Below are 11,122 nucleotides of genomic sequence, written 5' to 3' on the forward strand. Positions count from 1 at the left end.
CCTGCAGTTGGACGCCTTGCGGCAGCGGCTGGAAACCCTTTCGTCATAGCGAATCGACATGAGCATCGTCAGCACGGCAAACGCACCGCATTATCATTGGGGACAAGCTTGCGACGGCTGGCATCTGCTGGCGCTGGATGAACTCAGCGTCATCGAGGAACGCATGCCGCCCGGCAGCTTCGAACAGCGGCATCGACATGTGCATGCGCGCCAGTTTTTCTATGTGCTGGAAGGCGAAGTGACGATCGAGCTGGAAGGTGCGGTTCATCGCTTGCAGTGCGGTGAAGGCCTGCATGTGCCTCCCGGCGGCGCGCATCAGGTGCGCAACGAAGGCGAGGGCAATGCCAGATTCGTAGTGGTTTCATCGCCTAAAAGCCATGGCGATCGCATCGCAGCACCGCTAGAGGCCATGGCGTGAACGACCGCGTGTTGCCCGAACACCCCTTGCCGGCATGGCGCCGCGCGGTGCTGAAAGTGGGCAGCAACCTGCTCGCGGCCGACGGCGGCGGTCTTACGCCGCGTTATGCGCAAGCCTTGGCCGGATTCATCGACGCGAGCCAGCGTGCGGGACGCGAAGTGGTGCTGGTGTCTTCCGGTGCCGTTGCCGCAGGCCGCGCCCTGCTGCGAACCCGCACCGCGCCAGGGCCGGAACTCGCTGCGAAACAGGCGCTGGCCGCGCTCGGCCAAGCGCCGATGATCGCCCTGTGGCAAAGCTTGTCGCAACAGCCGGTCGCGCAAGTGCTGCTGACGCATGACGACCTGCGCAATCGTCGCCGGTATCTCAATGCGCGCGCCACGCTGCGCGAGCTGCTGCTGCTGGGCGTTCTGCCGGTCGTCAATGAAAACGACACGGTGGCGGTGGACGAACTCAAGCTGGGCGACAACGACAATCTGGCTGCCATCGTTGCGGCGCTGGTCGACGCTGATCTGTTGCTGATCGCCTCGGACGTGGATGCGCTTTACAACACCGATCCACGGCAGGATCCCAGCGCGCAACCGATCGGGCATGTTGCGCAACTGACCGCGCAGATCATCGCCATGGCCGGCGGCAGCGGTACCGCCGTGGGCACGGGCGGCATGCGCACCAAGCTGCAAGCGGCGGAAAAGGCCGCTGCAGCGGGTATTCCCACAGCACTGTTCAGCGGTCGCGAAACGACAACGGTGAAAGCGCTGGAAGAAGGGCGGCTGCGCGGCACGCTGATCGACGTGGCCGGCAACCGCATGCAGGCACGCAAATACTGGTTGCGCCATGCGCCTGCCGGCAGCGGTCGCGTCAGCATCGACACGGGTGCCGTCCGCGCGCTCACCAGCGGGCGTGCATCGTTGTTGCCCGGCGGTATTCTGGACGTGGCCGGCGATTTCCACCGCGGCGACCTGGTGGAAATCGTCGATGCCCATGAACGGCCGGTTGCACGCGGGCTCTGCCAATACGGTGCGGCCGAAGTGCGCCGCGTGGCGGGCCGGCATAGCCGCGATATCGCATCCATCCTCGGCTACAGCTATGGCGATGAGATCGTGCATCGCGACGATCTGGCCACCATTGCGGGAGAATCGGAAGCATGAGCGAGATTCGTCACTTGGCGCTGGCCTGCAAGGATGCGGCGCAGGCCATGTTTGCCCTCGATACGGAAACCAAACGCAAGCTGCTGCACGACATGGCATCCGCGCTGGAAACGCAACGCGACGCCATCCTGACGGCGAACGCGCGCGATCTGCAGCATGCCACCGCCAAAGGCACCCAGGGCGCGCTGCTCGATCGCCTGCGCCTGGATGAATCCCGCGTTGCCAGCATCGCCAACGCTGTGCGGGAAATCGCCGCCTTGCCCGATCCAGTCGGATTGGTCACCCGCCGCGAGACGCGCCCCAATGGTTTGGACATAGAACGCGTGCGCATTCCCCTGGGTGTGATCGCGATGATCTACGAGGCGCGCCCCAACGTGACCGCCGATGCCGCCGCGCTGTGCCTGATGGCCGGCAATGCGGTGATCCTGCGCGGCGGTTCCGAAGCCTTGCACTCGAACATGGCGATCGCCGCGGCATTGCATGGCGCCCTGGAAAAGCACGATGTTCCCGCCGCTGCCGTCACCCTGATCGAAGACCTGCGCCGTGAAACCATGGTGGAACTGCTGCAACTGAGCGACATCGTGGACCTGGCGATTCCGCGTGGCGGCGAAGGCCTGATCCGCTTCGTCGCCGAACATGCGCGCGTACCCGTGATCAAGCACTACAAAGGCGTGTGTCACTTGTACGTCGATGCATCCGCTGACGAAGCGCTGGCCTTGAACCTGCTGATCGACGGCAAAACATCGCGCCCCGGCGTATGCAATGCGCTGGAAACCCTGTTGGTACACCGCGATATCGCTGCCTCCTTCCTGCCTAAAGCGGCGCAAGCGCTGCAAGAGCGGGGCGTCGAATTGCGCGGCTGCGAACGTTCGCGTGCACTGGTGGAAGGCATGCGCCCGGCTACCGAAGAAGATTACGCAGCGGAATTTCTCGACCTTATTCTTGCCATCCGCGTGGTCGACGATCTCGGCATGGCCATCGGCCATATCCAGCGCTTCGGTTCCGACCATACCGAAGTCATCGCCACGCGTGACGAGGAATCGGCGCGCCGTTTCACCCACGCCATCCGATCGGCCGTGGTGATGGTGAATGCGTCATCGCGCTTTTCCGACGGCGGCGAATTGGGCCTGGGCGCCGAGATCGGCATTTCCACCACGCGTTTGCATGCCTATGGACCAATGGGCGCGGAGGCGTTGACGGTGGAACGCTTTATCGTGCGTGGCGAAGGGCAGGTGCGCCATCCGCAGAGCAAGCTGCATGGCTTGCCGTGATTTGCCACCTCCCCTGCGACAGCAGGGGAGGGCTGGGGTGGGGTTGCTTGTGCTTTAGCGTGCAGCCGGATGTCGCCATGGCTTCTCATAACAAGAAGCAATGTGGCAACGCCAGGCTCTTGTCGCTCGCTACGCTCGCACCCCACCCCAACCCTCCCCCCCGGATCAAGTCCGGGGCAGGCTCTACTGTCGCAGGGGAGGGAGCGCATCACTACAAGCGTCGAGATACACGCTCGAGTTAGTGCCACTGAGCTATAACCAGCAAGGGGATCTTCATGGGAAACCCGTCGACCGAGGCGGATATCGTGCGCCCAGTGCAGGAGCAATTGGACGCCTACAACGCGAAAGATATCGACCGCTTCATGCAATGCTGGGCGGACGACTGCCAGTACTACGCGTTTCCTTCGCAGTTGCTGGCGCAGGGCGCGAAGCAGATTCGCCAGCGCCATGTCGAGCGCTTCACGGAGCCGCATCTGCATGGCCGACTGATCCATCGCATGAGCGTTGGCAACCTGGTGATCGACCAGGAAGTGGTGACGAGGGACTTTCCCGAAGGCCAGGGCGAAGTCGACGTCATCGCCATCTATGACATCGAGGCGGGCAAGATTGCCAAGGCCTGGTTCAAGATGGGGCCGCGCCGCATGGCGGCGGCGTAGCCGTTAAGCGCGTTCTTTCCAATCCTGCACCGCCTGCACCAACGCCAGGCAATCGGCAAACCGGTTGTACAGCGGCACGGGCGAAATGCGGATCACATCCGGCTCGCGCCAGTCGCCGATGATGCCGTTATCGATCAGATATTCGAACAAGGCACGTCCTTGCGCACGGCCACCCAGCACCCGAATGGAAAGCTGCGAGCCGCGGCGCGCGGGCTCCTTCGGCGTGACGATTTCCAGTCCGTTGGGCAACTGCGTTTCCACCAGCCATTCCAAATAACCGGAGAGCTGCAATGATTTCTCGCGCAGGCGTTGCATGCCGGCGCGGTGGAAAATCTCCAGCGATACGCGCAGCGGTGCCAGCGAAAGGATCGGCGGATTGGAAAGCTGCCAGCCATCCGCACCGGGCGTGGGGATGAATTCCGGCCCCATCTGGAAGCGCGTGGTTTTGTCGTGGCCCCACCAGCCGGCAAAGCGCGGCAGGGTGGCACGCGCATGGCGCGCATGCACGAATGCGCCACCGACCGCGCCAGGTCCGCCATTGAGATATTTGTAGCTGCACCAGATGGCGAAATCCATGCCGCTGTCATGCAGTTGCAGCGGCAGGTTGCCCACGGCGTGCGCGAGGTCGAACCCAACCTGGCAGCCATGCTTGTGCGCCAGTTCGGTAATCGCCTTGAGATCAAACACCTGGCCCGTGCGATATTGCACGCCCGGCAGCAGCACCAGCGCGATGCGCGAGCCATGCTCGGCAAGAGCGCGTTCGATCGCGTCCATCGACAGCGTGCCGTTGGGCTCGTCGCCTTCCAGTTCGATCAGCGAGAGATTCGGGCTGAAACCGTGGTAGCGGATTTGCGATTCCACCGCGTAGCGATCGGTAGGAAACGCACCGGCTTCGATCAGGATGGCGTGGCGGTCTGGCGTCGGGCGGTAGAAGCTCACCATCATCAGGTGCAGGTTCACGCCCAGCGTGTTCATCGCCACCACTTCGTCGGGCTGCGCGCCAACCAGTTCGGCCAGATGGTCGCGCACGAACTCGTGGTAATCCATCCATGGCAGGCGGCCTTTGAAATGGCCCTCTACGCCGAGTTCGCCCCAATAATCCAGCTCTGCATTCACGGCTTCGCGGGCGGCGCGCGGCTGCAGGCCCAGTGAATTGCCGCAGAAATAATGGCTGTCGCCATGCGCATGCGGGGGAATCAGGAACTCGCTGCGGAAATCGCGCAGCGGGTCGGCGACGTCACGGGCCTGAGCCCATTCGGCGGTGGCTTCGTAGAGTGAGGACATCAGAGCATCCAAGCGGTTGTTACTTCCCCCTCACTCGCTTTCGCAGTGATGACGGGGCGTTGGCGTTTCAAGCGATGAGCAGGCACATCAGGTGCCCAAGGTTGCCGCGATATCACTGCAACCTTTGTCGAAGTTCGCAGCCCAGGCCTGGCCAGCCTCGCTGGCGGAAGGGCGCACGCAACGCAGCTGTATGGCGTGGCCGTTGCGGAACCAGTAGCGCTCGACATAGTTGTACGCGATACCGCTTTCGCTGGCGGTATAGATGAAACTGTTCTGGTCGCCCGACGGGCGCGTGCCTGGTTGGTAATCCTTAAGATTCTTCGCCTTGACCATGGCGCCGTTTACATAGTCCCCGAATGCCTGGGCGTCGGTCACTTGCTTCACCGTTACGCTGACGCGCGCGAGCGTATTCCCGGCGCTGGGCGAAGGATCGGGCACCTGGAACACGCGCACCTCGGGATCGCCGTCGACTTGCATGATGCTGAGCCAGCCGGCTGGCGTGGTGAAGTGCACGCTGCCGGATGCCATGCTGACATCGTCGGCGTGAGCCACGGGGATGCTGGCCAATGCAAGCAAGGCTGTCACCAGCAGGTAGCGGCTGAATTTCATGCGTGTTCCTCAGGATGGGGATTTTGGATAAAGCGGCGTAGCGGCAGCCCAAGCCATTCCAGCGCGGTGCCGTGAAACAGGCGGGCGCGTGCCGGCTCATCCAAGTGCAGCGATTCGATGCCGCTGCCCGGCTCCTGCTCCCCCAGCGGAAAAGGATAATCGGTACCGAGCATCACGCGGTCGATGCCGGTCACATCCAGGAGATACTGCAACGCCCTGGGATCGTGCACGCAAGAATCAAAATACAGGCGCTTGAGGTATTCGCGCGGGTTGCGCGGGTTGTCCGTCGCCACCAGGTCCGGACGCATGCGGAAACCATGCTCGATGCGGCCGATGCTCCACGGAAAGCTGCCGCCGCCGTGCGCAAGCATCACGCGCAGCTTGGGCAGCCGCTCCAGCACGCCGCCGAACGCCAGGGAGCAGCCGGCGCGCGATTGCTCAGCCGGCATGCCCACCAGCCAAGGCATCCAGTATTTGGGCATGCTGGCCGCGCCCATCATGTCCCAGGGATGCACCATTACCGCCGCATCCAGGTCGGCCGCGGCTTCAAAGAACGGGAACAGTTCCGGCGCGTCCAGATTCCACTCATTGCAGTGCGAGCCGATCTGCACCCCGCTCAGGCCCAATTCGTCGATGCAACGCTCAAGCTCGCGGACGGCCAGCTCCGGCGCCTGCAGCGGTACGGTGCCGATGCCCGCGTAGTGCTTGGGGAAGTCCCGGCAGATGCCGGCCATGTGGTCGTTGAGGTGGCGGTGCAGCTCCAGCGCCTGGTAGCCCGGCGCCCAATACGAGAACAGCACCGGCACGGTGGAGATCACCTGCACGTTCACGCCGAAGCGGGCGTAGTCGTCGACGCGGAATTGCGGATCGAACGAGGAATCCCACACCTCGCGGAAGAACTTGCCGTCCTTGTAGATGCGATGCCGCCCATCGCTGTGCGTCATCACCGGAAAGGCTTCATTGCCATATTTGGCGGCCAGGTTGGGCCAGTCACGCGGGAGGATGTGGGCGTGGGTATCGATTTTCAGCATGGTTGCAAGTGTAACGCTTGCTTTGGCGGGAATCGTCAATCGTCAATCGGGAATCGTTTTAGAGCGGTTTCACGCAAGCTTGCCGCAGTGCGCTCTTACGATTTCCGATTGACGATTCCCGATTCACGGGCCGACGCCGCCTCCTGCGGCCCGCGCCCGACCACATGGGCCAAGGTATTGATGTTGTCGACCAGCCGGTCGCTGATGCGGACCAACTGCTCGGCGCGCGGGCGGTCGTCCGCCATGGCGAGCAGGCTGGCGAGGCTGCGCTGGAGCTGGCGCAGTTCCGGCGCGGGCGAGGGCACCTGGTTATTGCGCAGCGCAACAGCCAGGTTATGCAGATGGGTGGCGCCCCGTTCCACGAAGTGGGTGACTTCCACCTGCTCGGGTAGGCTGTCGCAGTCGTGCAGCAGGGCTTCCAAGGTCATCGCCGTGCGCGCCAGCCGGTTGCCGTTTAGGAAGAGGGCGTTGGCCAGTTCCAGCAGGGTCAATGGCGTGGCCGGTTCGGCTTGCATGCGGTCGACGGATGCTTGCGCATTGGTACGCGCGGTGCGGGCGGCAGTGCGCGTTTCGCGATGGGCATGGCGTTGTTCCGGACGCGCCAGCGCGCGCAGGTAATCCGCGTAGGCATCCAACATATCCGCCAGCGCAGCGCGTGCGCGTGCGCGTTCCCACGTCGGCCAGACCACATAGGCGAGCAGGGCCATGCCGCTGCCCATCGCGGTATTGATCACACGGTCCATCACCGCGGTGCCGGAATTCACGCCTTCGAACGACAGCAGGATCACCACCGTGCCGGTCAGCGCCGCCACAGCAATGCCGTAGTGCGCGGTGGCCAGGTAGCGGAACGCCATGCACAGCACCGCCATCAGGGCCAGGTGCGCCCAGGGATCGTGCGGCGTGATGTGCAGCAAGGCCGTAGTCAATACCAGCCCGAGGATGGTGCCCGCCACGCGCAGCAAGCCGAAATTGAGGGTGGCGGCGAAATCCGGGCGCAGCACGATCGCCGCCGTCATCGGCAGCCAGTAGCCATGTGGCAGTTGCCACACGCGCGAAACGAGCAGTGCGATGCTCAAGCACACCGCGCAACGCATGGCATGCCGGAATGCCACCGAATGCGTGGTGAGGTTGGCGCGCAAGGTGGCGAGCGGCGAACTACCGCGCAACGCGCCGGGCAAGCGCGTTTCCGCCGCCGCCGCGCGCAGCTCGCCGCGTGAGCCGGCCCAGTTCGCATTGCGCACGGCCGCGGCGAGCTGACCGGAAAGTGCATGGATGTGCGCGGCAACGCTGTCGCTGCGCGTATGATTGTCCAGCAAGGCACGTTCGCTGGCTTGCAGCGTTTGCAGGGCGCGGGTGGCTTGCTCCGGCGAGTCGCCGCTTTCCAGCGCATCGGCAATCGCGCTGAGCACGCGCGCCGCATCGGCGCGGAACATCGCTGCCATGTTCGCGGCGCCGTGCAATTCGGCCATCGCCACCAGTTCCAGGCGAATGCGCTCGGCCAGTTCCAGCAATACGGCAAAGGCCTCCATCGCACGGCCGCTGGCGTGATGGCGGCCAAGCAGCGTTTGCTGCAGCGTGGTCATCGCCTCGGTAAGCGCGGGCAGGTCTTCTTCGCTGTGCCGGTTTTCCTTGCACAGTGAAGCGAGGCCGCGATAGACGATGGCCAGCGCGTGCCGTTCCGGACCGTAGCGCTGCAGCGGCCACGCCGCGACGGAGAACAGCGCCAGCAACAAGCCGCCAGCGAAGATCAACGCCGCACCGATCAAGGCATGGTCGAGCGTGGTGGGCGTGGCCGCGGTGATCACCAGGAGGATCATGCTGGTCATGCCCACGCGCGCGATGTCGACGCCGAATACCACCAGCAAGCCGCCGAAGAAGCCGAAGGCCGCCATCGCCAGCATGATCAGCGGAAGATTGCCGCCGATCAAAAAGCCACACAGCGAAGCGAGCCCCGCCGCCAGTGACGCGAGAAAAAGCTGCCACGCGCGCTGGCGATAAGGGCCGGGCTGGTCGGAAAACATCGTATCCAGCGCACCCGCGCCGATCGCCAGGCCTGCTTCTTCGTGGCCGGTCAGCATGCCGACCGCCAGCGGCAGTGCGACTGCGGCGGTATTGCGGATCACCACCCACACCGGCACGTCCGGCCGCTTGGTCGCGGTCAGGCTCTGCAGCACGCTGGCGCGTAGCGAGTAGGCTCGGGTGGACATGGCGGGGATAGATGCCGGAACGCAATGATTCTGCCCTACTGCCCTGGCGGTGTCGCCTGCTTGCCGTACAAAAAAACGGCGCCGCAATGGGCGCCGTATTGCAAGGATTCAACGCGTCGCAAGCACGCGCGGCGTTTGCGTTCAGAACGTTTTTTCGTTACCGCGTCCGGCAAACTCGCCGGTGAGCGTGTTTACCCACACTTTCTCGTCGGTGGTGATGTACTCCGGCACCTGGATCTCGATGCCGGTATTGAGTTTGGCCGGCTTGGTGCGCTTGGTGGCGCTGGCCCCTTTCAGTTCCGGCGCGGTATCGACCACGGTCAGCAATACGCTGGTCGGCACCTGCAAGCCCACCGGCGCATCGTCGATCACTTGCACGTAATAGCCCTCCACGCCTTCGACGATGTAGCCGGCGTTGTCGCCGATCAGTTCCGGGTCGAGCGTGTATTGCGTGTAGTCCTCGTTGTCCATGAACACGTAAGTGTCACCGTCCATGTACGAGAAGTTGGCGGCGCGACGCACCAATTCCATTTCCTTCAGATCATCATCAGCGCGCAGGCTGAGATCGAACTTGCGTCCGCCGGGAATGGAGTACAGCGTGAAACGAAACGTGACGTTGCCGCCACGCGCGGTCGGCGAGCTGCGTTCGATGTCACGCACCTGGTACACGGTGCCTTCGTGTTCGACTACGTTGCCTTTCTTGACGTCGGAAGCTTTCATGGGATGTCGGAGATGAGTGGATGAGTGAGAGGGGAACGGGGAATAGGGAACGGGGGACATCAAGGTTTGGGCGAACTGCATGTTCCCCGTTGCCTGCTCCCCGTTTCCCGCTTTATTTAGGCGCTAACCGCACTGCCCCGTCCAGGCGAATCGTTTCGCCGTTGATGTAGCGATTGCCCAGGATGAAGGCCACAGTGGCAGCGAATTCATCCGGCTTGCCCAGGCGCGAAGGGAAGGGGATGGAAGCGGCCAGCGACTCCTGCACTTGCGGTGGCATGCCGTCGACCATCGGGGTCCAGAAGATGCCCGGCGCGATCGTCGCCACGCGAATGCCGAAGCGTGACAGCTCGCGCGCCATCGGCAAGGTCATGCCCACGACGCCGCCCTTCGAGGCGGAGTAGGCCGCCTGGCCGATCTGGCCTTCATAGGCGGCGACGCTGGCGGTGTTGATGATCACGCCACGTTCGCCGTCCTCGCCGGCTTCGTTGTGCTGCATCAGTGCAGCGCCGGCCTTGGCGACGTTGAAACTGCCCACCAGGTTGACCATTACGGTGCTGGCGAAGGTGTTCAGCGGCATCGGGCCTTCCTTGCCCAGCACGCGGCCGGCACCCAGGATGCCGGCACAATTGATCACCACGTTCAGGCCGCCCAGCGCATCGCGCGCCGCGGCGACATTCGCGCTTACGCCTTCTTCGGAGGTGACGTCGGTGCGGAAGAAGTGCGCGTCCAGCGCCTTGGCTGCCTGTTGGCCTTTTTCCTCATTCACGTCGAACAGGGCGACCTGTCCGCCGTTGGCCACCAGATGCTGAGCCACCGCGTGGCCGAGACCCGAAGCGCCGCCGGTAATGATGGCCTTGACTTGATTGAGCTGCATGGAACATCCCGTAAAACGAAAAACGCAATGGTAGCGCAGCGCCTTGCCTAGGGCGGTGAATCCCTGCGATGTTTGCTGGCAGCGGTCGTCATCGCCGCCAGCCGTCGGCGTGCTTGCCGGCAAGCCATGGCGCTTTTCGCGCCATGGCTTGGGGAAACATCAATACAGGCAGTCGATCAAACTCTCATGCAGGTTCGTACGGGTACGGGGTAGTGTCACTTGCATCGGCCCCCTGTTGTTGGCCAGCGCCACAGCCAGTTCCTGGGCGCTGGTGGATGGCGCCAGCGGACTGACGCATTGCCATACGCGCGGTTTCACCACGACCTTGCCGCTGTTCGGGTCGACCTCCTCCTCGCTGGCGGCAAACACCCATACGCATTCGCCGATGAGGCCGGTGCTGGTGTTGACCGAGCAGCGATAGTTCAGCGCTTCGATATTGGTGTATTCGCCGGAACAAAAGGTGTCGCCGCAGACATCGTCGAACTCGCGTTTCAGCGAGTACCGGGTATTCCACCAGGCATCCTGTTCCTGCCATGTCGGCAGGTAATCCTGCATCTCTACATAGGTGGCGGCTTGAGGGCTGCGGTCCGTGGCGGTGGCCGGCAGGGCGAAGCCCAGGCCGATGACGGATAGGCTCAGCAGCGCCATCCGGCCGGTGATCGAACGTGCGTTCATGACTTGCATCTCCTTGTTGTTGAACAGTGCGCCGGTTTGCGGCGCACGTTCATTGAGCGCCGCAAGCGGCGCCATCAACAGAAGAGAACATCCGAAGGCGAGGTAAGGTTTTTATACGCTGCCTGCAAACTGTGAAGTGGGCAGCAGGGCTTGCAAACGGCTAGGAGCCTGTCGGATTTGAATGGTCGAAGCGAAAATACGGCTGCGCGAGGACAGATGTTCGACGATGCGC

At 63.5% G+C, this 11,122-nt stretch carries 11 protein-coding genes; 4 read left to right on the forward strand and 7 right to left on the reverse strand.

Annotated features, from left to right (window positions below):
• The first annotated feature begins 58 nt into the window (after positions 1-58).
• The 4 genes from VMA74_RS04730 (at position 59) to VMA74_RS04745 (ending at position 3,490) form a co-directional block, all read left to right on the forward strand.
• On the forward strand, positions 59-418 hold the full coding sequence (locus VMA74_RS04730; RefSeq protein ID WP_325365314.1) for a cupin domain-containing protein: 360 nt from the start codon (positions 59-61) through the stop codon (positions 416-418).
• Positions 415-1,563 carry a glutamate 5-kinase gene (gene proB / locus VMA74_RS04735; protein ID WP_325365316.1) on the forward strand — a complete coding sequence of 383 codons (1,149 nt, stop codon included), beginning with the start codon at positions 415-417 and terminating at the stop codon, positions 1,561-1,563. The genes VMA74_RS04730 and proB overlap by 4 nt, the downstream gene beginning before the upstream one ends.
• Complete coding sequence (locus VMA74_RS04740) at positions 1,560-2,834, forward strand: glutamate-5-semialdehyde dehydrogenase (protein WP_325365318.1); 1,275 nt, start codon at positions 1,560-1,562, stop codon at positions 2,832-2,834. The genes proB and VMA74_RS04740 overlap by 4 nt, the downstream gene beginning before the upstream one ends.
• A gap of 275 nt (positions 2,835-3,109) precedes the next feature.
• Positions 3,110-3,490 (forward strand): nuclear transport factor 2 family protein, encoded by a 381-nt coding sequence (locus tag VMA74_RS04745; RefSeq protein ID WP_325365320.1) that lies wholly within the window; start codon positions 3,110-3,112, stop codon positions 3,488-3,490.
• 3 nt (positions 3,491-3,493) lie between these two features.
• On the opposite strand, the gene kynU is transcribed toward VMA74_RS04745, so the two are convergent.
• The 7 genes from kynU to VMA74_RS04780 all read right to left on the reverse strand — a co-directional run bounded on the left by kynU (position 3,494) and on the right by VMA74_RS04780 (position 10,890).
• Complete coding sequence (kynU, locus tag VMA74_RS04750; protein ID WP_325365322.1) at positions 3,494-4,774, reverse strand: kynureninase; 1,281 nt, start codon at positions 4,772-4,774, stop codon at positions 3,494-3,496.
• Between the two features lie 87 nt (positions 4,775-4,861).
• Positions 4,862-5,383: a hypothetical protein gene (locus VMA74_RS04755; RefSeq protein WP_325365324.1), complete on the reverse strand. Its 522-nt coding sequence runs from the start codon at positions 5,381-5,383 to the stop codon at positions 4,862-4,864.
• Positions 5,380-6,414 (reverse strand): amidohydrolase family protein, encoded by a 1,035-nt coding sequence (locus VMA74_RS04760; RefSeq protein ID WP_325365326.1) that lies wholly within the window; start codon positions 6,412-6,414, stop codon positions 5,380-5,382. The genes VMA74_RS04755 and VMA74_RS04760 overlap by 4 nt, the downstream gene beginning before the upstream one ends.
• A gap of 95 nt (positions 6,415-6,509) precedes the next feature.
• Entirely contained in the window at positions 6,510-8,621 is a 2,112-nt protein-coding gene (locus VMA74_RS04765; RefSeq protein ID WP_325365328.1) for an FUSC family protein, read from the reverse strand.
• A gap of 141 nt (positions 8,622-8,762) precedes the next feature.
• Positions 8,763-9,341: an elongation factor P-like protein YeiP gene (gene yeiP / locus VMA74_RS04770; protein WP_325365330.1), complete on the reverse strand. Its 579-nt coding sequence runs from the start codon at positions 9,339-9,341 to the stop codon at positions 8,763-8,765.
• Between the two features lie 112 nt (positions 9,342-9,453).
• Positions 9,454-10,215 (reverse strand): SDR family NAD(P)-dependent oxidoreductase, encoded by a 762-nt coding sequence (locus VMA74_RS04775; protein ID WP_325365332.1) that lies wholly within the window; start codon positions 10,213-10,215, stop codon positions 9,454-9,456.
• A 159-nt stretch (positions 10,216-10,374) separates the two neighbouring features.
• Positions 10,375-10,890, reverse strand: coding sequence for a hypothetical protein (locus VMA74_RS04780; RefSeq protein ID WP_325365334.1), 516 nt, complete (start codon positions 10,888-10,890; stop codon positions 10,375-10,377).
• Positions 10,891-11,122 lie beyond the last annotated feature (232 nt).

It is taken from the genome of Dyella sp. (assembly GCF_035508675.1).
Lineage (GTDB): Bacteria > Pseudomonadota > Gammaproteobacteria > Xanthomonadales > Rhodanobacteraceae > Dyella_B.

Bases quoted from the DNA above. Each gene is read 5' to 3' on its own strand.
- VMA74_RS04730 (WP_325365314.1), top strand. From the start codon at position 59: ATGAGCATCGTCAGCACGGCAAACGCACCGCATTATCATTGGGGACAA.
- VMA74_RS04740 (WP_325365318.1), top strand. From the start codon at position 1,560: ATGAGCGAGATTCGTCACTTGGCGCTGGCCTGCAAGGATGCGGCGCAG.
- VMA74_RS04745 (WP_325365320.1), top strand. From the start codon at position 3,110: ATGGGAAACCCGTCGACCGAGGCGGATATCGTGCGCCCAGTGCAGGAG.
- kynU (WP_325365322.1), bottom strand. From the start codon at position 4,774: ATGTCCTCACTCTACGAAGCCACCGCCGAATGGGCTCAGGCCCGTGAC.
- VMA74_RS04755 (WP_325365324.1), bottom strand. From the start codon at position 5,383: ATGAAATTCAGCCGCTACCTGCTGGTGACAGCCTTGCTTGCATTGGCC.
- VMA74_RS04760 (WP_325365326.1), bottom strand. From the start codon at position 6,414: ATGCTGAAAATCGATACCCACGCCCACATCCTCCCGCGTGACTGGCCC.
- VMA74_RS04765 (WP_325365328.1), bottom strand. From the start codon at position 8,621: ATGTCCACCCGAGCCTACTCGCTACGCGCCAGCGTGCTGCAGAGCCTG.
- yeiP (WP_325365330.1), bottom strand. From the start codon at position 9,341: ATGAAAGCTTCCGACGTCAAGAAAGGCAACGTAGTCGAACACGAAGGC.
- VMA74_RS04775 (WP_325365332.1), bottom strand. From the start codon at position 10,215: ATGCAGCTCAATCAAGTCAAGGCCATCATTACCGGCGGCGCTTCGGGT.
- VMA74_RS04780 (WP_325365334.1), bottom strand. From the start codon at position 10,890: ATGAACGCACGTTCGATCACCGGCCGGATGGCGCTGCTGAGCCTATCC.